Annotated in this window: 22 protein-coding genes and 1 riboswitch; of the genes, 11 read left to right on the forward strand and 11 right to left on the reverse strand. The window is 61.9% G+C overall.

The genetic code is table 11. The annotated features are described in order from the left end of the window. The first annotated feature begins 376 nt into the window (after window positions 1-376). The 4 genes from ACVDHI_RS14995 (at window position 377) to ACVDHI_RS15010 (ending at window position 5,451) form a co-directional block, all read left to right on the forward strand. Window positions 377-829, forward strand: coding sequence for a pullulanase (locus ACVDHI_RS14995; RefSeq protein ID WP_324063701.1), 453 nt, complete (start codon window positions 377-379; stop codon window positions 827-829). A 204-nt stretch (window positions 830-1,033) separates the two neighbouring features. After that, on the forward strand, window positions 1,034-3,181 hold the full coding sequence (locus tag ACVDHI_RS15000) for an adenosylcobalamin-dependent ribonucleoside-diphosphate reductase (protein ID WP_447212232.1): 2,148 nt from the start codon (window positions 1,034-1,036) through the stop codon (window positions 3,179-3,181). A gap of 9 nt (window positions 3,182-3,190) precedes the next feature. Beyond that, window positions 3,191-3,874: a TSCPD domain-containing protein gene (locus ACVDHI_RS15005; RefSeq protein WP_010673144.1), complete on the forward strand. Its 684-nt coding sequence runs from the start codon at window positions 3,191-3,193 to the stop codon at window positions 3,872-3,874. A gap of 206 nt (window positions 3,875-4,080) precedes the next feature. Continuing rightward, window positions 4,081-5,451 (forward strand): PhoH family protein, encoded by a 1,371-nt coding sequence (locus tag ACVDHI_RS15010; protein ID WP_041214576.1) that lies wholly within the window; start codon window positions 4,081-4,083, stop codon window positions 5,449-5,451. A gap of 66 nt (window positions 5,452-5,517) precedes the next feature. On the opposite strand, the gene ACVDHI_RS15015 is transcribed toward ACVDHI_RS15010, so the two are convergent. The 4 genes from ACVDHI_RS15015 to thiB form a co-directional block, all read right to left on the reverse strand. Continuing rightward, a complete protein-coding gene (locus ACVDHI_RS15015; protein ID WP_447212233.1) occupies window positions 5,518-5,679 on the reverse strand; it encodes a hypothetical protein in 162 nt (53 codons plus the stop codon). 15 nt (window positions 5,680-5,694) lie between these two features. After that, window positions 5,695-6,405 carry a thiamine ABC transporter ATP-binding protein gene (gene thiQ, locus ACVDHI_RS15020; protein WP_039041185.1) on the reverse strand — a complete coding sequence of 237 codons (711 nt, stop codon included), beginning with the start codon at window positions 6,403-6,405 and terminating at the stop codon, window positions 5,695-5,697. A 141-nt stretch (window positions 6,406-6,546) separates the two neighbouring features. After that, window positions 6,547-8,175: a thiamine/thiamine pyrophosphate ABC transporter permease gene (gene thiP / locus ACVDHI_RS15025; protein ID WP_319893479.1), complete on the reverse strand. Its 1,629-nt coding sequence runs from the start codon at window positions 8,173-8,175 to the stop codon at window positions 6,547-6,549. Then, window positions 8,151-9,131 carry a thiamine ABC transporter substrate binding subunit gene (thiB, locus tag ACVDHI_RS15030; protein WP_253585495.1) on the reverse strand — a complete coding sequence of 327 codons (981 nt, stop codon included), beginning with the start codon at window positions 9,129-9,131 and terminating at the stop codon, window positions 8,151-8,153. The genes thiP and thiB overlap by 25 nt, the downstream gene beginning before the upstream one ends. An 83-nt stretch (window positions 9,132-9,214) precedes the next feature. Continuing rightward, window positions 9,215-9,305, reverse strand: a riboswitch (TPP riboswitch). Window positions 9,306-9,396: 91 nt separating this feature from the next. On the opposite strand from thiB, the gene ACVDHI_RS15035 reads away from it, so the two are divergent. After that, complete coding sequence (locus ACVDHI_RS15035; protein WP_103857803.1) at window positions 9,397-9,687, forward strand: PilZ domain-containing protein; 291 nt, start codon at window positions 9,397-9,399, stop codon at window positions 9,685-9,687. A 51-nt stretch (window positions 9,688-9,738) separates the two neighbouring features. Here the strand turns inward: ACVDHI_RS15035 and ACVDHI_RS15040 are convergent, their stop codons facing one another. The 5 genes from ACVDHI_RS15040 to leuA form a co-directional block, all read right to left on the reverse strand. Next, window positions 9,739-10,668 (reverse strand): hypothetical protein, encoded by a 930-nt coding sequence (locus ACVDHI_RS15040; protein WP_103261504.1) that lies wholly within the window; start codon window positions 10,666-10,668, stop codon window positions 9,739-9,741. A gap of 112 nt (window positions 10,669-10,780) precedes the next feature. Beyond that, window positions 10,781-11,380: a 3-isopropylmalate dehydratase small subunit gene (gene leuD / locus ACVDHI_RS15045; RefSeq protein WP_219603987.1), complete on the reverse strand. Its 600-nt coding sequence runs from the start codon at window positions 11,378-11,380 to the stop codon at window positions 10,781-10,783. Between the two features lie 12 nt (window positions 11,381-11,392). Beyond that, on the reverse strand, window positions 11,393-12,790 hold the full coding sequence (leuC, locus tag ACVDHI_RS15050; protein ID WP_041211113.1) for a 3-isopropylmalate dehydratase large subunit: 1,398 nt from the start codon (window positions 12,788-12,790) through the stop codon (window positions 11,393-11,395). Window positions 12,791-12,822: 32 nt separating this feature from the next. Then, on the reverse strand, window positions 12,823-13,908 hold the full coding sequence (leuB, locus tag ACVDHI_RS15055) for a 3-isopropylmalate dehydrogenase (RefSeq protein ID WP_041211114.1): 1,086 nt from the start codon (window positions 13,906-13,908) through the stop codon (window positions 12,823-12,825). Between the two features lie 109 nt (window positions 13,909-14,017). Further along, window positions 14,018-15,580: a 2-isopropylmalate synthase gene (gene leuA / locus ACVDHI_RS15060; protein ID WP_103260766.1), complete on the reverse strand. Its 1,563-nt coding sequence runs from the start codon at window positions 15,578-15,580 to the stop codon at window positions 14,018-14,020. A gap of 405 nt (window positions 15,581-15,985) precedes the next feature. Here leuA and ACVDHI_RS15065 point away from each other — a divergent pair, with 405 nt between their 5' ends. The 6 genes from ACVDHI_RS15065 (at window position 15,986) to ilvN (ending at window position 21,135) form a co-directional block, all read left to right on the forward strand. Further along, window positions 15,986-16,609, forward strand: a complete 624-nt coding sequence (locus ACVDHI_RS15065; protein ID WP_010673155.1) for a TetR/AcrR family transcriptional regulator — start codon at window positions 15,986-15,988, stop codon at window positions 16,607-16,609. Between the two features lie 125 nt (window positions 16,610-16,734). Next, on the forward strand, window positions 16,735-17,238 hold the full coding sequence (locus ACVDHI_RS15070) for a phosphatase PAP2 family protein (protein ID WP_039041177.1): 504 nt from the start codon (window positions 16,735-16,737) through the stop codon (window positions 17,236-17,238). Then, entirely contained in the window at window positions 17,235-18,344 is a 1,110-nt protein-coding gene (locus ACVDHI_RS15075; RefSeq protein ID WP_324062718.1) for an MJ1255/VC2487 family glycosyltransferase, read from the forward strand. Before ACVDHI_RS15070 ends, ACVDHI_RS15075 begins: the two co-directional genes overlap by 4 nt. Before the next feature lie 35 nt (window positions 18,345-18,379). Continuing rightward, window positions 18,380-18,532 (forward strand): hypothetical protein, encoded by a 153-nt coding sequence (locus ACVDHI_RS15080; protein ID WP_010673158.1) that lies wholly within the window; start codon window positions 18,380-18,382, stop codon window positions 18,530-18,532. 390 nt (window positions 18,533-18,922) lie between these two features. After that, a complete protein-coding gene (locus ACVDHI_RS15085) occupies window positions 18,923-20,641 on the forward strand; it encodes an acetolactate synthase 3 large subunit (protein ID WP_182935841.1) in 1,719 nt (572 codons plus the stop codon). Further along, window positions 20,641-21,135 (forward strand): acetolactate synthase small subunit, encoded by a 495-nt coding sequence (ilvN, locus tag ACVDHI_RS15090; protein ID WP_010673160.1) that lies wholly within the window; start codon window positions 20,641-20,643, stop codon window positions 21,133-21,135. Before ACVDHI_RS15085 ends, ilvN begins: the two co-directional genes overlap by 1 nt. Window positions 21,136-21,613: 478 nt before the next feature. Here ilvN and pta read toward each other — a convergent pair whose 3' ends face one another. Together pta and ACVDHI_RS15100 are read right to left on the reverse strand one after the other, a co-directional pair. After that, window positions 21,614-23,767: a phosphate acetyltransferase gene (gene pta, locus ACVDHI_RS15095; RefSeq protein ID WP_041211116.1), complete on the reverse strand. Its 2,154-nt coding sequence runs from the start codon at window positions 23,765-23,767 to the stop codon at window positions 21,614-21,616. 70 nt (window positions 23,768-23,837) lie between these two features. Then, window positions 23,838-25,040, reverse strand: a complete 1,203-nt coding sequence (locus ACVDHI_RS15100) for an acetate kinase (RefSeq protein ID WP_010673162.1) — start codon at window positions 25,038-25,040, stop codon at window positions 23,838-23,840. Window positions 25,041-25,218 lie beyond the last annotated feature (178 nt).

Consider the following 25,218-nt stretch of genomic DNA (forward strand, 5'->3'; position numbering starts at 1 on the left):
GAAGTGAAACGCTGTAGCGCCGATGGTAGTGTGGCATTCGCCATGCGAGAGTAGGACACTGCCAGGCACCCAATACATGAAACCCCGCTCACTCGAGCGGGGTTTTTTATTGCCTGAAATTCAGCCCTCACTGGAGGGCAAACGGGCACTATGGTGCTGTTTCCCGCCGTGTTTTCTGATACTCGCATTCATCATCCCAGCCAATATCGACTTGTTTGCGGCCTGTATCTGTTCAATATCTATTCGAAAGCCTGCATTCTGGATATAAAAAGCACAGAATGTGATGCTTCTACCTTTCTTGTCATGCCTGCTCTGGTTTAATTCCCGGGTCCACATCGATGGACCAAGGAATCACAATAATTTGAGGAATGGACACATGTTCAAAAGAACAGTAACGATGATGCTGGCGGCGGGAACCCTGGTATTAGGCGGTTGCGCATCCAATGGTGGTGCAGAGCAGGCAGCGGCGGACAACAGTGACTTCGGCGGCAAGTCCATCTACCTGCGTGGTGAGATGAACGACTGGATGGCCACCGACGAAAGCAAGGCCGTCAAGGTTGCCGACAAGCTCTACATGGCCAAGGGGACGCTCAAGAAAGAGTGGGCTCCTTACAAGTTCAAGTTTGCCGACTCCGGCTGGAGTTGTGGCACCAACTTCGGTTACAAGAGCCCGAGCGATGGCGTTGCCGTGCTCGGCGGGGAACCTGTACCAGTCAACCCGTGCTCCAAGTATGAGGACATGAAGTTCTCGCCCGAGGCGGATGGCGTCTATGAGTTCTATCTGAATATGGCGGGTGAGACACCGAGCGTATACGTCAAGAAACCCTGAGATAGTCTCTCGCTTTAAATCTCTCGGAAATTGAACCGGTTAAATGCCCTGGCCCAGAAATCTGCTGGCCGGGGCATTTTTTTAGGATAAAATCGGCGCCCTTACGACGGATAAATCACAATATATTGTGTTTTAAGTTCTTAAATTTACTACTGGTAGTATTCTTGTCACGATATTGTCCCATTCACAGGAGGTTGATTGACCATGGCTAAATCCATTCCGGTACTGGAGGGCGTCACCGCCAGCCGCCAGATCCCTCTGCAGGAGACGTCTCTCGAGATCTGGGACAGCAAGTATCGTCTCAAGAGCAAGGATGGCGCCCCCATCGACGGAACCATCGACGAGACCTACCAGCGTGTCGCTCGCGCGCTGGCTGCGCAGGAGCGCGAACCCGACACCTGGTATGAACCCTTCCTGTGGGCCCTGCGCAATGGTGCCATTCCGGCGGGCCGTATCACCTCCAACGCCGGGGCGTTTGAGCACAAGCCGGCGACCTCCACCATCAACTGCACCGTCTCCGGCACCATCGAGGATTCGATGGACGATATCCTCGGCAAGGTGCACGAGGCGGGGCTGACCCTGAAGGCAGGTTGCGGCATCGGTTACGACTTCTCGACCCTGCGACCGCGCGGGGCCTTCGTCTCGGGAGCGGGGGCCTATACCTCCGGGCCGCTCTCCTTCATGGATATCTACGACAAGATGTGTTTTACCGTCTCCTCTGCCGGTGGCCGTCGCGGCGCCCAGATGGGCACCATGGATATCCGTCACCCCGATGTCGTCGAGTTCATCCAGGCCAAGCGGGAGGATGGTCGCCTGCGTCAATTCAACCTCTCCCTGCTCATCACCGAAGAGTTCGTCAGTGCGGTGAAGGAGGATGCCCCCTGGCAACTGATCTTCCCCTACACCGCCAAGGAGGTGGAGCAGGATGGCATCGCGCTGGATGACCCAGCGAGGGTGGTCTGGGCGGACTGGCCCAACAAGGAGGGGGTGGTGATCAACGAGCTGGGCCAGGTGGCCTGCAAGGTCTACAAGACCCTGCCCGCGCGCAAGCTGTGGAACGTCATCATGACCTCTACCTACGACTATGCGGAGCCCGGTTTCATCCTGATCGACAAGGTGAACCAGATGAACAACAACTGGTTCTGCGAAGAGATCCGTGCCACCAACCCCTGCGGTGAACAGCCTCTGCCGCCCTATGGGGCCTGTCTGCTGGGCTCGGTCAACCTGACCACCTTCGTGCGCGATCCCTTCACCGAGCAGGCCGCCTTCGACTGGCCCGCGTTTCGCAAGGTGGTGGCCATCTTCACCCGTATGCTCGACAACGTGGTGGAGATAAACCAGCTGCCGCTGGCCAAGCAGCGCGAGGAGATTACCGCCAAGCGTCGCCACGGCATGGGCTTCCTGGGGCTGGGCTCGACCCTCACCATGCTGCGCATCAAGTACGGCTCTGCGGCCTCCGTCGCCTTCACCGAACAGGTCTCCCAGGAGCTGGCGATGACCGGCTGGCAGGAGTCTCTGCGTCTGGCGAAGGAGAAGGGGCCGGCCCCCATCATGGAGCAGGAGTTCGAAGTCACCGGCAAGATGCTGCGTCTGCGCCCCGAAATGGCGGCAGATGGCATCAAGCTCGGCGACAAGGTGAAGGGCAAGGTGTTGCATGCCCGCTACAGCCGCTACATGCAGCAGGTGGCCGAGGTGGATCCCGCTCTGGTGGCCGAGCTGGCTGAGGTGGGTGGACGCTTCACCCATCACAGCAGCATAGCGCCGACCGGTACCATCTCCCTGTCGCTCGCCAACAACGCCAGCAACGGCATCGAGCCGAGCTTTGCCCACCACTACAGCCGCAATGTCATCAAGCCGGGCAAGAAGAGCAAGGAGAGCGTGGATGTCTACTCCTTCGAGCTGCTGGCCTATCGCGAGCTGGTGAACCCGGCCGCCATGCCCTATGCCGAGGAGGAGGGTAGCCGCCTGCCGGATTACTTCATCACCGCGGACGACGTCACGCCGACCGGGCACGTGGAGATCCAGGCGGCGGCCCAGCGCTGGATCGACTCCTCCATCTCCAAGACCGCCAACGTGCCGACCGATTTTCCGTTCGAGCAGTTCAAGGATATCTACCTCTATGCCTCGGACTCCGGCCTCAAGGGCTGTACCACCTTCCGCTTCAACCCGGCCGCCTTCCAGGGCGTGCTGGTGAAGGAGAAGGATCTGGAGAACACCAGTTACGAGTTTACCCTGGAAGATGGCACCGTCATCACGGCGAAGGGGAACGAGGAGATCGAATACGATGGCGAGCTGCACACCGCCGCCAACCTCTATGACGCCTTGAAAGAAGGCTATTACGGCAAGTTCTGAGGACGAGACATGGTCAAGAAGATCGACAGAAAAATCGTCGCCTACAAGGTAAAAACCCGGGATGAGCCGCAAGATGCGCCGACGCCCCAGGATGACGTGGTGCACATGCATGAAACCGTGCTGCGCCCGGAACGGTTGATGGGCACCACCTACAAGCTGAAGACGCCGGAGCACGTCTCCGAGCACTCGCTGTTCATCACCATCAACGACATCATTCTCAACGAGGGCACGGTGCACGAGACCCGGCGCCCGTTCGAGATTTTCATCAACTCCAAGAGCCTGGAGCACTATCAGTGGATAGTGGCGCTGACCCGCATCATCTCGGCGGTGTTTCGCAAGGGAGGGGACGTCACCTTTCTGGTGGAGGAGTTGCGCTCCGTGTTCGATCCCAAGGGGGGCTACTGGAACAAGGGCAAGTACGTGCCTTCGCTCATCGCCGAAATTGGCAACGTGATCGAAACCCATCTCACCGAGATCGGCATGCTCAAGGTGCCCGGGCTGGACGAGCACCAGCAGGCGTTCCTGGCCGAGAAGCAGGCGCAATTGCAGGCACAGCAACAGGCAGAAGAGCAGCCGGCGGGCAGCGGTTTCCCACCCAGTGCCGCGCTCTGCTACAAGTGCCACACCAAGGCGCTGGTGCAAAAGGATGGCTGCATGACCTGTCTCAACTGCGGGGATTCCAAGTGCGGTTGAGGGGCTGATTGCCACCAAAGGCCGGCGACATGCCGGCCTTTTCGTTGCTGATTTTATGTTCGAACGACGCCCATGATGGCAGCGATTTGTTGCGCACCGGTAAATTCGGGCGTAGCGTTGGGGGTAATAAAACTGTCACGGCCGTGTGGTTTCAATGACATCTGAGATTCACACACGTGGCACCTTCAGTGCCAAGGAGGATGCTTATGGACAACACGGACCGAAAGCTGTTTATCCTGGATACCAACGTTCTGCTTCACGAACCCCTCGCCATCTACTCCTTCAAAGAGCACGACGTGCTCATCCCCATGACGGTGCTCGAAGAGCTCGACAACATCAAGGATCGCCAGAAGGACGTCAGCCGTGATGCCCGCATCGCCATCCGTGCCCTGGAAGATGTGTTCCGCGATGCGACTCCGGAGCAGATAGTGCAAGGAGTGGCGCTGGCCGGCGAGGCGAGCGGCCATATCTCCATCTTCAGCGACCACCATCTGCCCCAGGATGCCGAGGTGTTCACCGACAAGGAGGCGGACAACCGCATCATCAACGCCGCCCTCTACCTGCAAAAGCACGAGATGAAGCGTCAGGTGGTGCTGGTCACCAAAGACATCAACATGCGCCTCAAGGCCAAGGGAGCAGGTCTTGCCCATGTGGAGGATTACCGCAGCGACCAGCTCATCGACGACATCCGCCTGCTCGCCAAGGGCTTCCAGGTGGTGCCCGGCAGCTTCTGGGAGCGGGTCGGTGAGTGCGACAGCGAAACCCATGGCCGCGATACGGTCCACGTCATCGATGCCAACCTGCTGGAGGGAGTCCACGTCAACCAGTACCTGCTGGACGAGGAGAACTTCTTTGCCGCGCGGGTGCTGAGCCACGACGGCAACAAGATCCGCCTGAAAGATCTCGGCCGCGAGCGGCTGATGTCCCGCAAGGCCTGGGGGGTGCATCCCAAGAACGTCTATCAGGGCATGGCGTTGGATGCCCTGCTGGATCCGCACATCGACCTGGTGATCCTGACCGGCCCGGCGGGCTGCGGCAAGACCCTGCTCGCCATGGCGGCGGCGCTGGAGCTGGTGATCGAGAAGGGGATCTACGAGAAGGTGATCGTCACCCGCAATACCCCGGAAATCGCCGAGAGCATCGGCTTCCTGCCCGGCACCGAAGAAGAGAAGATGATGCCCTGGCTGGCGGCGGTCACCGACACCCTGGAGGTGCTGCACAAGCAGGACGAGAACATGAGCGGGTCCCTCAGCTACATCATGGAGAAGGCCAACATCCAGTTCAAATCGGTCAACTTCATGCGCGGGCGCAGCATCCAGAACACCTTCGTGCTGCTGGATGAGTGCCAGAACCTGACCGCCTCCCAGATCAAGACCATCATCACCCGCTGCGGGGAGGGGACCAAGATCGTCTGCTCCGGCAACCTGGCTCAAATAGACTCCAACTACCTGAGCCCGGTGACCTCGGGTCTGACCTACATCGTCGAGCGGTTCAAGGACTTCGACGGCAGTGCCAACATCTTCCTGAACGGGGTGGTGCGCAGCCGGCTGGCTTCGTTCGCCGAGGAAAATCTCTGATTTGACGTGACCTCTGAATGAGAAAGGGGAAGCCGGACGGCTTCCCCTTTTTTGATCCAGCCTATCTCATGCCTCTCTCGGTCGGCCCAGGTAGCGCAGCAGCCCGGGGTGATCGCTGCTGTGCAGGATATCCGGCTTGCCCTGCAAGGCGATGGGTCCCGTGTCGATGAAGAGCACCTGATCGGCGATGAGCTGGGCATCGTCCTGGGAACGACAGGGAGAGACCATCAGCTTGTCAGCCCTTCACTGTGGCGCCAGAGCGCGGCCCAGGTAGCGCAGCAGCCCGGGGTGATCGCTGCTGTGCAGGATATCCGGCTTGCCCTGCAAGGCGATGCGTCCCGCGTCGATGAAGAGCACCTGATCGGCGATGAGCTGGGCATCCTCGGGGTTGTGAGAGACCATCAGCACGGTGATGCCCTGCTCGCAGGCGAGGCGGGCGACCTCCGCCAGCATCTCCCGCCGCAGGGCCGGATCGAGGGCCGAGAAGGGCTCGTCCAGCAGCAGCAGCGGCCTGCCCCGCACCAGGGCGCGGGCCAGCCCCACCCGCTGCTGCTGGCCGCCGGAGAGCTGCTCCGGCAGGCGCGTCAGCATCTCCCCCAGGCCCACCTTGTCAGCGGCCTCCTGCACCAGCCTTTTTTGGGCCGGATTCAAGCGCAGGCCGGGATGCAGGCCGATGGCGATGTTGTCGAACACCGACAGGTGCAGGAAGAGGTTGTGATCCTGGAACAGGGTGGTGACCGGGCGCTCGGCGGGGCCCAGTGACAGCAGATCCTGGCCGTCGAAGGTGAGGGTGCCCGACTCCACCGGCACGAAGCCCGCGATCATGCCGAGCAGGGTGGACTTGCCGGCGCCGCTCGGACCGATGAGGGCGGTGATCTCCCCTTTGGGCAAGGTCGCACTGAAGGTCACCTGCCAGTCGGGATAACTGGTGACCAGTTCCTCAATTACCAGCATGTTTGGCTCCTGAATGTCGTTTTATAGAACAACAAGTAAGAAAAATTGATGAAAGGCAGCGTGAGTGACTGCCCCAAGGGGCGCCCCAGGGACGTGCCCAGCCGGATCCTGGGGGCGGGGTGGCGGCAATGCCGCCGGGGATCAGTGATCCACATGCCTGCCTCCCAGTCCCCGCTCCACCAGCCAGAACAGGGAGAAGCAGAGGGTGAGCAGCAGCAGGGCGGTGGCGGCCGCCTCGGTCAGCCGGTAGCTGCCGAGCTGCTGATAGAGCAGCCAGGGCAGGGTAGTGAGGGTCTGGCTGCCGAACATGGCGATGGCCCCGAGATCCCCTAGGGACAATATCATCGAGAGCGCCATGGCCAGGGCCAGCGGACGGCGCAGCAGGGGCCACTCCACCAGGCGCAGGCGATGCAGGCCGCGCACCCCCAGGCTGTCCGCCAGCCTATCGTACTGGCGCACCACCAGTTGCATGGGGGCCGAGAGGGTGCGCAGCACATAGGGCAGCGCCATCAGGGCGTTGACCAGCACCACCAGCCAGGGGCCCAGGGCAAAGACGTCGGTGAAAGGCATGAACAGGATGAAGAGGCCGGTGGAGAGCACCACCGCCGGGATCATCAGGATCATGGAGCCGCTGGCCTCCCACAGGGCGGCGGCCCGCCGTTTGCGATCCCGCACCCTCAGATGTCGGCTGGTGAGCAGCAGCCCGGCGCCGAGCAAAGTGGCCAGGGAGCCCGCCGCCAGGGCTATGCCCAGGGACTGCCCCCCTGCCTGCCACAGCCGGGGTGAGCCGAGCGCCGCCAGCAGACCGGGGTTGAACCCGGCGACCACGATGGCCAGCAGGGGCGGCAGGAAGATGGCGAGCCCCATGGTCAGGGCCAGTCCATCCACCAGCGCGCTGCCCTTCTGGTGTCTGTCGGGACGCAGGCAGGGGCGACGGCTGGTGAGGCGACTGGCCGGGGTGGTCTGCAGCTTGTGTTGCAGCAGGAGCAGGGCCAGGGTCAGCAGCAGTTGCACCAGGGCGAGCCCGCCAGCGGTGGCGAGATCGAAGTCAAAGCGCAGCGCCTGGTAGACAGCCACCTCCAGTGTGGTGGACTTGGGGCCGCCCCCGAGCGCCAGCACTGTGGTGAAGCTGGTGAAGCAGAGCATGAAGATGAGGCTGGCGAGCCCCGGCAAGATGCTGCGGATGAGCGGCCACTCCAGCAGCCGGAAGATGTGGGAGGAGCGCATGCCGAGCTGGCTGGCGAGGCGCCAGGAGGACTCGGGGATGCTCTCTATGCTCTGCAGGATGAGGCGGGCGGCCAGCGGCATGTTGAAGAAGACATGGGCCAGCAGGATGCCGAACAGGCCGTAGAGATAGTTGCCGGGATCCAGGCCCAGGCCGTGCAGCAGTTGCGGCAGCCAGCCCTGACGACCGTGCACCGCCACCATGCCGAAGATGGCGATGATGACCGGCAACACCAGGGAGAGACCGAACAGCTTGAGCAGCAGGCGGCGTCCGGTGAAACGGCGTCGCGCCAGGGCTCTGGCCACCGGGATGGCAAGCCCCAGGCTCAGCAGGGTGGAGAGCAGTGCCTGCCAGAGGCTGAAACCCAGCACGTGGCGCAGGTAGGGATCGCCTAGCAGGGCGCGGGGGGAGAGGGCCCCCGCCTGCCACAACAGGGCGACCAGCGGCCCAATGGAGAGCAGCAGGATGACCAGGGTGGCTGCACTGCCGGGCAGCCACCAGAGGGTGCGACGACCTGAACTCACTGGGTGACGGCTTGCAGCCATTCGCGGATCCACCCCTTGCGGTTGGCGGCTACCTCGTCAGAGCTGAAGGTGAGTGGCTTAGCTACGGTGATCATCTGTTCGAACCCCTTGGGCAGCGCCACGTTTGTCACCGGATACATCCAGTTGCCGCCGGGGATCTCGTTCTGGAAGGCGGGGCTCACCATGAATTGCAGGAACTGGTCAGCCAGTTTGCCCTGTGTGGCGCCCTTGAGCTTGGCTGCTACTTCCACCTGGCGGTAGTGACCCTCCTCGAACGCGGCCGCCCGGTACTGGGGTTTGCTCTCGGCAATCAGGTGATAGGCGGGGGAGGTGGTGTAGGAGAGCACCATGTCCGCCTCGCCGTCGAGGAACATGCCGTAGGCCTCTGACCACCCCTTGGTGACGGTGACCGTCTTTTTGGCCAGTTGCGCCCAGGCGGTCGGTGCCTCATCCCCGTAGACCGACTTCATCCAGAGCATCAGCCCCTGACCCGGGGTGGAGGTGCGGGGATCCTGATAGATCACCTTGATATCGGGGCGAGCCACCAGCTCCTTCAGGCTCTTGGGGGGCTGCTTGAGCTTGTTGCTGTCATAGACGAAGGCGAAGTAGCCGTAGTCATAGGGGACAAAGGTGTCGTCTTGCCAGCCACCCGGTACCTTGAGGCCATCGAGCCTGGTGGAATGAGGGGCGAACAGGCCGCTCTGTTTGGCCTCGCTGATGAGGGCATCGTCCAGCCCCAGCACCATGTCGGCCTTGCTGTGCTGGCCTTCCAGCCGCAGCCGGTTGAGGATGGCGACGCCATCCTCGAGGGGCACCAGATTGAGGGTGCAGCCGCACTCCTTCTCGAAGGCCTGCTTGATCTTGGGGCCCGGCCCCCATTCGGCGGCGAAGGAGCCGTAGGTGTAGACGGTGAGGGTGTCGGCGGCAAACGCCTGGGCAGAGAGCAGGCTGGTGGCGATCAGCAGCAGGGTCTTCATCAATGGCACTCCTGTGGGTGTCGGGGTGCTCATCAATGGCACCTCGCGTGTGGTGAGCGCCGGCGGATGAGGGCACAAAAAACGCGCGCCATGCCTCAAATTCCTCCGCCAGCATTATCTGGATCAGGTTCACGGGTATAATCTCAGCGGTAAACCGCACCCCGTTTGAGTAACGCATCGCATTGTATTGGCGTTCCTGGGGGGAGGCCAGCACTATGTTTCACGGGCCGCATCGTGCGAGCCACCACCAAGGAGGAAGTCCCCAGTGATCACCAGCACCAAGGAAAGACGTGCCTTCCAGCGCATGGTCATCAATGCCCCCGTCACCCTGTTCCAGCATCAGCAGGTGCTGGAGGGGATCTGCCGGGATCTCAGCGCCAACGGCATGGGCGTCGAGGTGAACAAGCACGCGTTCGATCTGGCCCAGCCCATCCGGGTGAGCCTGGCGACCAGCAGCAATCTTCTGCCTCCCTTCGAGGCCCAGGCTCGCATCGTGCGGGTGCTGGAGGAAGAAGACGGTCTCCTGCTGGCGCTGGAGTTTCTCTCCCTCACCTGAGACCCGGGCGCCCGTCCTCCTCGAGACAGGCCAGCCATGGGCTGGCCTGTCTCATTTCCCCTCATCCTGCACCGGTTGCACGCTCAACTGGCCGCTGTCGACCAGCGTCTTGCTGGTGGGCGCGAGCTGGCCCATGGGCAGCTGGGCCGGGCCGGTCGGCTCCATCAGGAGGTAGGTCTCCCCCGCCCGGCTCAAGGTGGCCTCCCCCGGTTTGGCTGGCAGGGCCACCCCCAGCAGGGCATGTCCCGGCACGAACACCATGGCCTGCTTGAGATCGGGATACCCCTGGGCCAGCAGGGCGGCCATCAGGGTCACCTTGCTGTCGCAATCCCCCCGGTTCTGCTCCAGCACCTGGCGCGGGCTCAGAAACCCCTTGCCAGAGCGGCCCGACTGGCTGTCGAGCAGTTGATAGGGGATGGCCTGGATGAAGTCGAGCATGTGGGCCACCGTCTTCTGGCGCGCCTCGGTCTCGGTGGCCCCTTCCTGCTTGAGCTGCTCCATCAACGGGGCCAGTTCGTCCCGGCTCTCCAGGGCGATGCGCACATGATCCTGCTTGATGGCGGGAGCGCCGTCGGGGGCAGTGAAGGGCTGGAAGTAGTGCTGCGTGAGCCAGGCGGCCTCCAGTTTGGCCTGCTCGGGCTTGACCCATTGGGAGGCTTCCCGCGCCTTGTCGGCGTTGCGGCTCTTGATGCTGAGGCTCATGGCGGGGCGAACGAGGGAGAACTGCACCTCGGGGAACGCCAGGGGGGCCTGTTGCAGCAAGCTTTGCAGTACGTCTTCCTGCATCCTGGCCGGACGGTAAGCGATGAGAGGGGGCAGCTTGCCCGCCTCCAGCCGGTAGCTGAGCTGCTGCGCCTTGCCCTCTTTGTCCTGCCAGCCGACGTTGAGCTGACCGCCACTGTTGGTGAAAGAGGTCTGCCCGCCCAGGGCCGGGAGGCTGAGCAGCAGGCAGAGCAATGAAAGGGCGCCCCTTGCGGACATAGGTGTCTCCTGTCGGACATGCAGAGGTGGCGGGTTTTGTACAGCGACCCGACAATAAAACAGGGAGCCTCGGCTCCCTGTTGATTCTACTCGCTTTCTTGTCGCAGGCTCGTCAAATCCAGCTTGGCTGCTTCGCCTCGAAGGCGCTGATGGCGGCCTCGTGCTGCAGGGTCAGACCGATGGCATCCAGCCCGTTGAGCAGACAGTAGCGACGGAACTCGTCGATTTCGAAGCCAAACGTGAGGCTGCCTGCACGCACCTGGTTGGCCTCCAGATCCACTTCGATCTCGATGCCCGGCTGGGCGGCGACCAGCTGGAACAGGGCGTCGACCTCCTCCTCCTTCAGACGAACCGGCACCATGCCGTTGTTGATGGCGTTGCCGTAGAAGATGTCGGCAAAGCTCGGGGCGATCAGGGTCTTGAAGCCGTAGTCCGCCAGCGCCCAGGGGGCGTGCTCGCGACTCGAGCCGCAGCCGAAGTTCTCGCGGGCCAGCAGGATGCTGGCACCGGCGAATTGCGGCTTGTTCAGCACGAACTCCGGGTTGGGCTGCTCCCCTGCATCGTCCAGGAAGCGCCAGTCGTGGAACAGGTGCTTGCCAAAGCCGATGCGGTTCACTTTCTGCAGGAACTGCTTGGGAATGATGGCGTCGGTGTCGACGTTGGCGCTGTCGAGGGGAACGACGATCCCTTTATGCTGTTTGAAACCTGTCATGTACGTTCCCTCTTACAGTGCGCGAATGTCGGCGAAGCGGCCGGTGACGGCGGCGGCGGCGGCCATGGCCGGGCTCACCAGGTGGGTGCGACCGGCACGACCCTGACGCCCCTCGAAGTTGCGGTTGCTGGTGGAGGCGCAGCGCTCCCCCGGTTGCAGCCGGTCGTTGTTCATGGCCAGACACATGGAGCAGCCGGGCAAGCGCCACTCAAAGCCTGCCTCGATGAAGATCTTGTCCAGCCCCTCGGCCTCGGCCTGGGCCTTCACCTGCTCGGAGCCCGGCACCACCAGGGCCTGTACCCCTGCGGCGACCTTGCGACCGCGGGCGATGGCGGCGGCAGCGCGCAGATCCTCGATGCGGCTGTTGGTGCACGAACCGATGAACACCTTGTCGATGGCCACGTCGGAGAGCTTCTGACCCGGTTGCAGGTCCATGTAGGCGAGGGCCTTGCGGGCGGACTGCTGCTCCACCGGATCGGCGAAGGATTCCGGTGCCGGGATGGGCTCATTGACGGCGATCACCTGGCCCGGGTTGGTGCCCCAGGTCACTTGCGGGGCGATGTCGGCGGCGTCGAGCACCACTTCGGCGTCGAAGTGGGCACCTTCGTCGCTCTTGAGGGTCAGCCAGTAGGCGATGGCCTGTTCCAGCGCCTCCCCCTTGGGAGCGAACTCCTTGCCACGGATGTAGTCGATGGTGGTCTGGTCGGGGGCAATCATGCCCGCTTTGGCGCCGAGCTCGATGGCCATGTTGCACACCGTCATGCGCCCTTCCATGGTGAGCCCCTCGATGGCTTCACCGGCGAACTCCACCACGTAGCCGGTCCCGCCTGCATGACCCACCTTGCCGATGATGGCGAGCACCACGTCTTTGGCGCTGATGCCTGCGGCCAGCTTGCCGTTGACAGAGATACGCATGGTCCTGGCGCGGCCCTGTTTCAGGGTCTGGGTGGCCATCACGTGTTCCACTTCGGAGGTGCCGATACCGAATGCGAGCGAGCCGAAGGCGCCGTGGGTGGCGGTGTGGGAGTCACCGCAGACGATGGTGGTGCCGGGCAATGTGATGCCGAGCTCGGGGCCCATCACGTGGACGATGCCCTGGTATTTGTGGTTCAAGTCATAGAGACGAACCCCGAACGCCTTGCAGTTGGCGGCGAGCGTCTCCATCTGGATGCGGGCCATCTCACCGGAGGCGGCGATGTCCTTGGTGGTAGTGGAGACGTTGTGATCCATGGTGGCCCAGGTCAGATCCGGGCGACGCAGCTGGCGGTTCATGGCGCGCAGGCCGTCGAATGCCTGGGGGCTGGTCACTTCATGCACCAGATGACGGTCGATGTAGATGAGAGGTGTTTCCCCTTCCACTTCCCGCACCACGTGGGCGTCGAACACTTTCTGATAGAGGGTCTTGGACATTGCTCGGTTTCCTTGTTATCGATGCCGTGGGATCAGATGCGCGCGGCGATCTGGCTGCCCATGTCGGCCGTGCTCTGCACCGGGTGTGTGGCGCTGGCCTGATGCAGGTCGGCGGTGAAATAGCCTTCTGCCAGGGTCTGGGCCACGGCCTGCTCTATGGCCTGGGCGGCGGCTTCCTGGCCGAGACTGTAACGCAGCATCAGGGCGGCGGAGAGGATCTGGGCGATGGGATTCGCAATCCCCTTGCCGGCGATATCCGGGGCCGAGCCACCGGCCGGCTCGAACAGACCGAAGCCGGATTCGTTGAGGCTGGCGGAGGGGAGCAGGCCCATGGAGCCAGTGATCATGGCGCACTCGTCGGAGAGGATGTCACCGAACAGGTTGGAGCAGAGCAGCACGTCGAACTGGGACGGATCCTTGATGAGCTGCATGGTGGCGTTGTCGATGTACATGTGGTTCAGGGCCACATCCGGGTAGGACTTGGCGACCTCGGTCACCACCTCGCGCCACAGGATGGAGGAGGCGAGCACGTTGGCCTTGTCGATGGAGGTGACCCTGGCCTTGCGCACTCGGGCCGATTCAAACGCTATCTTGGCGATGCGCTCGATCTCGAAGCGGTGGTACACCTCGGTGTCGAAGGCCTTCTCGGTGGCGCCTTCCCCTTCACGCCCCTTGGGCTGGCCGAAATAGATGCCGCCGGTCAGCTCGCGCACGCAGGCAATGTCAAAACCGCGATCCGAGATGTCGGCACGCAGCGGGGAGAACTGCTCCAGACCGGTGTAGATGCGGGCCGGGCGCAGGTTGCAGAACAGTTTGAAGTGGGCACGCAGGGGCAGCAGGGCACCGCGTTCCGGCTGGTCGTTGGGCGGCAGGTGTTCCCACTTGGGGCCACCTACCGATCCGAACAGCACCGCATCGGCCGCTTCGCAGCCTTTGATCGTGCTCTGGGGCAGCGGTGTGCCGTGGTTGTCGATGGCGATGCCGCCGACGTCGTGACGGTCATAGTCGAGGGAGAAGCCGAATTTGGTCTGCACCTTTTCCAGTACCTTGATGGCCTCTGCCATCACTTCCGGGCCAATGCCGTCACCCGGCAATACTGCGATCCGATAACTGCTCATACTCTCTCCGTCTTGATAGTGTGATTCCGTTTCATCCGGGAGGCCGGTCCGGGCCACTGCCCTGGCCCCGGTCTCCCCATGTCATGCTGTCATCTTGTCCGCGGCGGGCTCAGACGGTTTCCGATTTGATGGGGTTGTTGCGCTCCATCTGCTCGGCCACCTGATCCGCGCGCCAGATGCTGTTGATCACGTGGACCAGGGCCTGGGCCGAGGATTCGATGATGTCGGTGGCCAGCCCCATGCCGTGGAACTTGCGCCCCTTGTATTCGGCGACGATGTCCACCTGGCCGAGGGCGTTCTTGCCCTCGCCCTTGCCCTTGAGTTCGTATTTGTCGATGCGGATCTCGTAGCCGGTGATGCGGTTGATGCACTGGTAGACCGCATCGACCGGGCCGTTGCCGGTGGCGGCCTCGCACACCAGATCCTGGCCTACCTTGAGCTTGACCGAGGCGGTGGCGAGCACCGAGCTGCCGCTCTGCACGCCGAGGTACTCCAGCTTGAAGTGCTCAGGCTCCTCGTGGATCTGGCTGAAGAAGGCGAGGGCCTCCAGGTCGTAGTCGAACACCTGGCCCTTCTTGTCGGCCAGGGTGAGGAACTTGGCGTAGAGATCGTCGAGATCGTAGCTGCTCTCGGCGTAGCCCATGGACTCCATCCGGTGCTTGATGACGTGGCGGCCGGAGCGGGAGGTCATGTTGAGGTTGTTCTGGGTGAGACCGATGCTCTCGGGGGTGATGATTTCATAGGTATTCTTCGCCTTGAGCACCCCGTCCTGGTGGATGCCTGAGCTGTGGGAGAAGGCATTGGCGCCGACGATGGCCTTGTTGGGCTGCACCGGCATGTTGCAGATTTGACTGACGAGGGTGCTGGTGCGGTGGATCTCGCTGTGGCGAATGTTGGTGTGTACTCCGAGCAGGTCGGCGCGGGTCTTCAGGATCATCGCGACTTCTTCCAGGGAGCAGTTGCCAGCACGCTCGCCGATGCCGTTGATGGTGCACTCGATCTGGCGGGCCCCCATCTGCACGGCACTGATGGAGTTGGCCACCGAGAGGCCCAGATCGTCGTGGCAGTGCACCGAGATGATGGCCTTGTCGATGTTGGGTACCCGGTTGAACAGGGTGTGGATGATGCCGGAGAATTCGGTCGGCACCGTGTAGCCCACGGTGTCAGGAATGTTGATGGTGCGGGCGCCGGCCTTGATGGCGGCTTCCACCATGCGGCACAGGTTGTCTATCGGGGTGCGGCCCGCATCTTCGCAGGAGAACTCCACGTCATCGGTGTACCGCAAGGCGTGCTTGATGGCGCCGACCCCCATCTCCAGCACGTCTTCGAAGCTCTTTTTCAGCTTGCTCTCCACGTGGATGGAGGAGGTGGAGATGAAGGTGTGGATGCGAAACGCCTCTGCCACTTTCAAGGCTTCGCCAGCGGCATCGATATCTTTTTGCAGGGCGCGAGCCAGGGCGCAGACCCGGCTGTTCTTGATGTGGCGGGCGATGGTCTGAACCGATTGAAAATCGCCGGGGGAGGAGACGGGGAAACCCACTTCCATGATATCGACACCGAGCCGCTCCAGCGCCTGGGCGATCTGCAGCTTCTCCTTGACCGTCAAGCTGGCCGACAGCGCCTGCTCACCATCACGCAAGGTGGTGTCGAATATGATGACCCGATCTGACATGTGACTTCCCTCTTCCTAAGTTCGCTGCGTGCATCCTGCATGGCATAAAAAAACCCGTGCGGGGTGCACGGGTTTCTGTAAATTCCGGCTATGCCTTAGCCCGGCTACAAGGATCCCGCGCGAGGAGTCGCGATTAGGGAGAGCAGTAGTAGCGGAGCGGCAATACGCATGATGTCTCAATCCTTCCAGTCGATAACGCTACTACCAATAACGAGATTTTTATGCTGTGTCAACCGGAATGGACAGGTTCAATCCACTGGTTTATTTAATCGGATTGTAAAGGAGTGCAAATTCTCTTGTCCCATATTCGGTTCATGCCTGATTATCTGGTCATTCCTGCTGTACTCGATCACCCGCACAATCAGATCGACTTATCAGCCCTTGCTGAATTATCTGAGGTATTCCATGGAAAAACGCAGACCTGGCCGTCCAGTCGGACGTTCCGACATTCGTGACAAGCTGCTTGCCGCCGCACGCGAACGTTTTCTCAACACCCCCTACAGCAAGGTGACGACCCGCGAGATTGCCGAGCTGGCAGGCTCCAATCTGGCGATGATCCACTACTACTTCGGCAGCAAGGAAGGCCTCTACAAGGCGGTGCTGGGGGATGTGGCCGAGCCCCTTGAGCAAGCCTGGCACGACGAGAGCAGCAACCGCAGCCTGACCGATCTGCTCAACACCTACTATCAGGTGATGGCGCCCAACAGCGAGCTGACCTCCGCCATCTCCAGCGCATTGTCCACCGAAAAGAGCCCGGGGCGTGATTTTGTGCTGAGCCGCCTGCTGGATCGCCAACTTCCCCAGTTCGATGCCCTGCTCGAATCCATGCGCTCCAACGGCCAGCTGGCGGACAACCTGGACCCCGAGATGCTGAAGATCTCTTTCCTCAGCATGATGTGGCAGCCTTTCGTGATGAAGGATCTCTACGAACAGGTGTTTGGTCTGACGGTGGACGAGCACTTCATGAGCCGCCTCGCGGCCCACAACTGCCGCCTGATGGAAAACGGCCTGCGCGGTGCCCTGAACTGACTTTTTCGGGATGACGGATGAAAAAGGGCCCCTGGGCCCTTTTTTTCATCAATCTGTTATCTGGGCGTCAACGAAGTGTCATGCCGCCCTCCTAGTCTGCACTCAGGATGCAAGGGAGGGCCGTGATGAACAAGATCCAGCAATGGGACCTGCGGGTGTGCCGTGTCTGCCTGCTCCACCCCTACAATCAGCCGCAGGCCAGGATAAGCCGGCTTGTCTCCCGTACCGGTGACGGCCCCCTCTATGCCGTGGCGGCCTGCCTGCTCTGGTGGCAGGGGAGCGCCGGGCAGGAGGCGGTCAGGGTGGCGCTCTGGGCGTTTGCCCTCGAGTTGCCGCTCTACCTGCTGCTCAAGAATGCCCTCAAACGCCAGCGCCCGGCAGGGCTGCCTGTCTTCATCACCCCGTCGGATCGTTACAGCCTGCCCTCGGGCCATACCGCGGCCGCCTTTCTGATGGCGACCGTACTGGCCGCCAGTTTCCCGCTCTGGGCACCGCTGCTGTTTGTCTGGGCCGCGCTGGTGGGGGCGTCCCGCCTGCTGCTCGGGGTGCATTATCTGAGCGATCTGGTGGCCGGGGCGCTGCTTGGCGGTGGTTGCGCCCTCTGGGCGCTGGGTTGGAGCCAGGGATGAGGATACTGTTCGGCGTTCAGGGGACCGGCAACGGCCACATCAGTCGTAGCCGGACCCTGGCGCGCGCATTGAAGAGCAGGGGCGTGGCGGTGGACTATCTGTTCAGCGGGCGCGCCGCCGACGGCTACTTCGAGATGGGGGAGTTCGGGGATTATCGCACCTTCCCCGGTATCACTTTCGCCAGCCATCAGGGGCGAATCTCGGGCTGGCGCACCCTCAAGGGACTCTCTCCCCTGCGTTTCTGGCAAGATCTGCGTGCCCTCGATTGTCGCGAGTACGATCTGGTCATCAGCGACTTCGAGCCGCTCAGTGCCCATGCTGCTCGCCGCTGGGGCAAACCCAGCCTCACCATCAGCCATCAGGCGAGCTTCGACTGGCCGATCCCGCGCTGGGGGGAGAGCGGCTTCAACCGCCAGCTGATGCGCCATTTTGCGCCGGTACGCCAGTCCCTGGGACTGCACTGGTTCCATTTCGGCCAGCCCTTGCTGCCTCCCATCGTCGATCCCCTCGAGCCGGTGCCGGACAACCAGCAGATCCTGGTCTATCTGCCATTCGAGCAGACAGAGACGATCGCGGCCCTGTTGTCGCGTTTCAGCCCGCAGTCGTTCATCTGCTTCCATCCCGAGGTGCGCAAGCTCAGCGAGTGGCGCAACATCCGCTTTGAACCTCAGGCCAGAGAGGGGTTCAAGCTGGCGCTGGCCGGTTGTCGCGGGGTCATCAGCAATGCGGGATTCGAGCTTGCCTCCGAGGCGCTCTCCCTTGGCAAGAAGCTGCTGGTCAAACCCCTGGGTGGCCAGTTCGAGCAGTTGACCAACGGCAGGACCCTGGAGCTGATGGGGCTGGCCCAGTTGATGGACAGCCTGGATGCCAATGCGGTGCGAAGCTGGCTGGAGGCCCCTTCTCCTGGCAGAGTACGCTATCCCGATGTGGCAGGAGAGCTGGCCGACTGGTTGCTGGCCGGTGCCGGGGAGGAGGTGGGGGCGCTCTCCCGCCGCCTCTGGGGCAGGACTCTCTTTCCGGAGGAGGTGTGTGACAGCCTGGGGGAGCTTGCCAGCCGTACCGGCCAGGAGCGTCCCTGGTTATCCCAACTCAGCGCCTTTGACTAAACTGAGTCGATCCCACCACGGAGAGGACGGACACCATGCGCTTTACCAATGAAAACGGCGACACCATGACTCTGGCAGACAATCTCACCCTGCATGAGCTGCTCGACATGGGTGTCAGCATTTCGGTCTGCGAAGAGACGGATCCGGATCAGCAGATCTGGCTGGCAGAACCCGAAGACGAGCAGTGAAACCAGCCAGTTTTTGACGGCCCACCCCCTCGGGGTGGGCCGTTTATTTTGTTCCTCACCGACGCGGGCAGCATGATCCGCTGGTTGTTCCCCCCAGGGCCCCTCTTTGTTGCCCGTCTGGTGGCCAAGTCACTGAATGTTAATAGCTGTTTGAAATTTATGACTGTTATGGCCAGACAAAGCCGTGGACAAGCGTTCACGGGCGGGTTAAGTTGGTTTTTCACCCGCTTTTCGGGTGAATGATGGAAAACCCCTATTTTTCTACTATCGACGGCTCCGAACTCGCCTGATCTGCCTGCAGACAACAACAAGACTCGGATCGGCGCTGCCGGGAAGCAGCGGACTGTCGATAGCTTTCGCTTAACGGAGCAAAGCCTGGAGGGCTTTATCATGGAGATGTTATCAGGCGCCCAGATGGTGGTTAGAGCGCTGGAAGATCAGGGAGTGGAACACGTTTTCGGCTACCCTGGTGGCTCAGTGCTCGACATCTATGACGCTCTCTTCGAAAACGGCAAGATGGAGCATGTCCTGGTGCGGCATGAGCAGGCCGCAGTGCACATGGCGGACGGTTACGCCCGCTCCACCGGCAAGGTGGGCACTGTGCTGGTGACCTCGGGTCCCGGCGCCACCAACTGCATCACGGGGATCGCCACCGCCTACATGGATTCCATTCCCCTGGTGATCCTGTCCGGCCAGGTGCCGACCAGCATGATCGGGGAGGATGCGTTCCAGGAGACCGACATGATCGGCATCTCCCGCCCGGTGGTGAAGCACAGCTTCCTGTGCAAGAAAGCCAGCGACATTCCCGAGGCCATCAAGAAGGCCTATTACATTGCCGCCAGTGGCCGCCCGGGGCCCGTGGTGGTGGATCTGCCCAAAGACGTGCAGAATCCGAAAGAGAAGTTCCCCTATCAGTATCCCGAGTCCGTTTCCCTGCGCTCCTACAATCCGACCAAGGCCGGACACAAGGGCCAGATCAAGCGGGCTGCCAAGCTGCTGACCGAGGCGAGCCGCCCGGTCATGTACGTGGGTGGCGGCGCCATCAACGCCAATGCGGATCACCTGGTGACCAAGCTGGCGGAGCTGCTGAACCTGCCGGTGACTACCACGCTCATGGGGCTGGGCGCCTTCTCCGGCACCCATCCGCAGTTTATCGGTATGTTGGGGATGCACGGTACCTTCGAAGCGAACAAGAGCATGCACAACGCGGATCTCATCTTCGCAGTGGGTGCCCGCTTCGATGATCGCGTGACCAACAACGTAGCCAAGTTCTGCCCCAACGCTACCATAGTCCACATCGACATCGACCCCACCTCCATCTCCAAGACGGTACAGGCCCATGTGCCCATCGTCGGCTCGGTGGAAACCGTGCTGGAACAGATGCTGGAAGTGATCCGCGAGTGTGGTTTCGACAACGACAAGCAGGCGCTGGCGGACTGGTGGGAGCAGATCAACCAGTGGCGCTCCCGCAACTGCCTGGCCTACGAAACCCATCCCACCCTGATCAAGCCGCAGCAGGTCATCGAGACTCTCTACAAGGTGACCAAGGGGGAGGCGTTCGTCGCCTCCGACGTGGGCCAGCATCAGATGTTTGCCGCCCTCTACTACCCGTTTGCCAAACCGCGCCAGTGGATCAACTCCGGCGGCCTCGGCACCATGGGCTTTGGCATTCCCGCCGCCATGGGGGCCCAGTTTGCCAACCCGGAAGCCGTGGTCTGCTGCGTCACCGGCGACGGCTCGGTGCAGATGAACATCCAGGAGCTCTCCACCTGCATGCAGTACGGGGTGCCCATCAAGATCATCTCCATCAACAACCGTGCGCTGGGCATGGTCAAGCAGTGGCAGAAGATGTTCTACGGTGGCCGCCACAGCCACTCCTACATGGAATCCCTGCCTGACTTCGTCAAGCTGGCGGAAGCCTATGGCCACGTCGGCATCGCGGTGAGCGATCCGTCGGAACTGGAGAGCGCCATGGAGAAGGCCTTTGCCATGAAGGACAGACTGGTGTTCATGGACATCTCGGTCGATCCGGACGAGCACGTCTATCCGATGCAAATCAAATTTGGTGCCATGGACGAGATGTGGCTGAGCAAGACGGAGAGAACCTGATGAGACATATAATTTCCGTTCTGCTGGAGAACGAATCCGGCGCCCTGAGCCGGGTGGTGGGCCTCTTCTCCCAGCGCGGCTACAACATCGAGACCCTGACGGTGGCCCCCACCGAGGATCCCACCCTGTCCCGCATGACCATCGTCACCATGGGGGATGAGCGGGTACTGGAGCAGATCCAGAAGCAGCTGCACAAGCTGGTGGACGTGCTCAAGGTGTGCGATCTCAGCGAAGGGGAGCACATCGAGCGGGAGATCGCGCTGGTCAAGGCGCGCGCCGCCGGTGGTGCCCGTGACGAACTGAAGCGGCTGGCGGACATCTTCCGTGGCCAGATCGTCGACGTCACCCCCGAGCTCTACACGGTGCAGCTCGTCGGGACCAGCGAAAAGCTGGACGCCTTCATCAAGACGGCTGCCCAGACCAACGAGATCATCGAAGTGGTGCGCTCCGGTGTCTGCGGCATCTCCCGGGCGGACAAATCCCTGCGTCCCTGATGTGGCCGGATGAGAAAATTGCTGTTCAAGGGCTCTTCGGAGCCCTTTTTCGTGTCTGGCAGCGTTGCGGGCAAGTGGGGGCGCCGGTAGGGATGCAGTCCACAGCATCAGGGGGCTATCGAGGGGGTGAAAGAGAAGGGGGAAGGGAGGGTCTTCACCTGTCATTTTCTTTCAAATGATCGGTAAACTATCCACAAAAGCTGTGGAAAACTCTGTAGATTAGCGGTGTGTCTGGCGTTAGTCGCATGATCTTAAAGGGATATTTCAATTTGATCCTGGCTGGATCGCATTTGTGCAATCCCCTGGCGAGGGTGTGAGCGTTTGCTTATCCCTCGAGCCTTGCCAAGGGCGGAACGCGGATCTGTCCGTGGATCCGGACGGGATCCCGATCTGATCTTGCGGATCAACATTTCTGGGCGCGAGCCATAAAAAAACCCGCCTCTCGGCGGGTTTTTCATTGCATCGGACTGCGGGTCGATTACTCGGCCTGGGCTGCCTGGATGCCGGTCAGGGCGATGGTGTAGACGATGTCGTCAACCAGGGCGCCACGGGAGAGGTCGTTGACCGGCTTGCGCATGCCTTGCAGCATGGGGCCGATGGAGACCAGCTCGGCGGAGCGCTGTACCGCCTTGTAGGTGGTGTTGCCGGTGTTCAGATCCGGGAACACGAACACGGTGGCCTTGCCGGCAACCGGGGAGTTCGGTGCCTTGGACTTGGCGACGTTCTCCATGATGGCCGCATCGTACTGCAGCGGGCCGTCGATGATGAGGTCGGGACGCTTGGCCTTGGCCAGCTCGGTCGCTTCACGCACTTTCTCCACATCCGCGCCGGCGCCGGAGGTGCCGGTGGAGTAGGAGATCATGGCCACGCGCGGCTCGATGCCGAAGGCGGCAGCGGAGTCGGCGGACTGGATGGCGATCTCGGCCAGTTGCTCGGCGGTGGGATCCGGGTTGATGGCGCAGTCACCGTAGACCAGCACCTGATCCGGCAGCAGCATGAAGAAGATGGAGGAGATCAGGGAAGAGCCCGGGGCGGTCTTGATGATCTGCATCGGCGGACGGATGGTGTTGGCAGTGGTGTGCACCGCACCGGATACCAGACCGTCGACCTCGTTGCGCTCCAGCATCATGGTACCCAGTACCACGTTGTCTTCCAGCTGCTCGCGGGCAACCACTTCGGTCATGCCCTTGTTCTTGCGCAGCTCGACCAGACGGGCCACATAACGCTCGCGTACGGCAACGGGATCGATGATCTCGACGCGGTCGGTCAGGATCACGCCCTGCTGTTCAGCGACGCGGCGGATCTCGTCCGGGTTGCCCAGCAGCACCGGACGGGCGATACCGCGCTCGGCACAGATGGCGGCCGCCTTGATGGTGCGCGGCTCTTCCCCTTCCGGCAGCACGACGCGCTTGTTGGCCTGACGGGCCAGCTCGGTCAGCTGATAGCGGAAGGCCGGCGGGCTCAGGCGACGGGAGCGGGTGGACTTGGCGGAGAGAGACTCGATCCAGTGCTTGTCGATGTGACCAGCAACGTAGTCCTGCACCAGCTCGATACGCTCGCGGTCATCTTCCGGGATGTCGACGTTGAAGTTCTGCAGGCTGACGGCGGTCTGCCAGGTGTTGGTGCCGGTGATCATGATCGGCAGACCGGTGGCCATGGCCTGTTGGCACAGGGCCATCACCTGGGGTTCCGGATGGTAGTTGCCGGTCAGCAGCAAGGCACCCAGCTTGACGCCGTTCATGGCGGAGAGGCAGGCGGAGACGATGACGTCGGAGCGGTCGCCGGAAGTCACCAGCAGGCTGCCTGGACGGAAGTGCTCGATCATGTTGTGGATGGAGCGGGCGCAGAAGGTCACGGTCTGCAGGCGGCGGCTTTCCAGCTCACCCTTGTTGATGATCTTGGCGGCCAGGTGCTTGGCGAGATCCTTGGCGCGCGGGGCGATCAGCTGGGTGTTCCAGGGGATGCAGCCGAGGATGCGCAGCGGGCTCTTGCCGAAGACCTGCAACACTTCCAGGTTGTGGCCGGTATCGGCGCCGTGGTGGTGCGCTTCGAACATCTCGGTCAGGTCGGGACGGGTCACGCCGTGCTCGTCAACCGGGGCACCCACCTTGTTGATGACGCAGCCCACGATGCGCGGGTTGTTGACGCCACCGAAGTTGGAGCAGGCCAGCTCGATGCGCTCTTTGAGCTTCTGGCTGGAGTCGTTGCCCGGATGGGTCACGAACACCATGTCGGCGTCCAGCGCCTTGGCGACGTCGTAGTTCAGCTTGTTGGCAAAGGGTTGCTTGTCGGTCGGAACCAGGCCCTCGATCACCACCACTTCGGCACCGCTGGTCTTCACGTGCTCTTCGAAGCGGGCCACGATCTCTTCCAGCAGGATGTCGGTGTTGCTGGAGGTGATCATGTTCTCGGCGTAGGAGAGGGCGAACGGCTCGGGCGGGTTGATGTTGGCAGCGGCGCGGATCACGGCGGTGGAGCGCTCGGTACCGGTTTCACCCGGACGCGGCTGGGCGACCGGTTTGAAGAAGCTGACATTGACACCGTGACGTTCCATGGCGCGAACGACGCCAAGACTCACGGAGGTTACGCCGACACCAGTGCCGACCGGGATGAGCATAATAGTGCGTGCCACTTATTACCCCTTGTTCATTTTTTGGGATCAGGAAAAGGCCGCCCTGGGGCGGCCTTGCTCTACAGCTAATTTATGCGCCGACCAGTTCCAGCGCGTCGTGGGCGATGACCCACTCTTCGTTGGTCGGGATAACCAGGGCCTTGGTGGAACCAGCCTTGGTGATCTCGCCGCCCTTGCCGAAGCGAGCCTTCAGGTTGGCGTCGTGGTCGACGTCAAAGCCCAGCAGGCCCAGCTTGTTCAGGGTGATCTCACGGATCGGGGCGGAGTTCTCGCCGATGCCACCGGTGAAGACCACGGCATCCAGACGACCGTCCATGGCGGCGGCGTAGGCACCGATGTACTTGGCCAGACGGTAGCAGTACACGTCCATGGCGCGCTTGGCTTCTTCCTTGCTGTCGTAGTTGTCTTCAACGAAACGGCAGTCGGAGGTGACTTCGGTCAGACCCTGCAGGCCGGATTCCTTGGTCAGCATGGTGTTGATTTCGGCAACGCTCATGCCCAGCTTGTCGTGCAGGAAGAAGATGATGGCCGGATCGATGTCACCGGAACGGGTACCCATCACCAGGCCTTCCAGCGGGGTCAGGCCCATGGAAGTGTCGACGGACTGGCCGTTCTTGATGGCGCAGACGGAGCCGCCGTTGCCCAGGTGGCAGTTGATGATGTTGAGCTCTTCCACCGGCTTGTTCAGCTGCTTGGCCGCTTCCAGGCTGATGTAGTAGTGGCTGGTGCCGTGGGCGCCGTAGCGACGGATGCCGTTCTCTTTGTAGAGCTTGTACGGCAGGGCGTACAGGAAGGCTTCTTCCGGCATGGTCTGGTGGAAGGCGGTGTCGAACACGGCGACGTTCTTCTCGGCCAGTTCCGGGAAGACCTTCAGGGCGGCACGGATACCGATCAGGTGAGCCGGGTTGTGCAGCGGTGCGTAAGGAATGGCGGCTTCGATGCCGGCAATGACGTCATCACAGATGCGAACGGAGGAGGTGAAACGCTCGCCGCCGTGTACCACGCGGTGGCCGATGGCGATCAGGTTCTTGGACAGTTCCGGGTTGAGCGGCAGGATCTTGTGAACGATGAAGTCCAGCGCTTCCTGGTGAGCGGCACCGGCACCCAGATCAGCGTTGCCTTTCTCGCCGTTCAGCTTCCACTTGATGCGGGCGTCGTCGAGGTTGAAGCATTCGGCCAGGCCGGACAGCAGGTCATCACCGGTGGTTGCGTCAATGACAGCAAACTTCAGGGACGAGCTGCCACAGTTAAGAACAAGAACCAGCTTACTCATGAATAAATCCTATCGCAGATTGGGTTGGGTTGGAGGATGCGCCGGACGCGGTGCGTCCAAAAACTATCAACTTATCCTTATGAGGGTTGGCAATCTGTTGCTTGCCCCTTGTATAGTGATACAAGACCCGAAATTCAGACGTCCCTGACTGGTCAGTGGCCGTGCCCCAGCGTAAAAA

The sequence above is a fragment of the Aeromonas sp. 25-248 genome, from assembly GCF_053005425.1.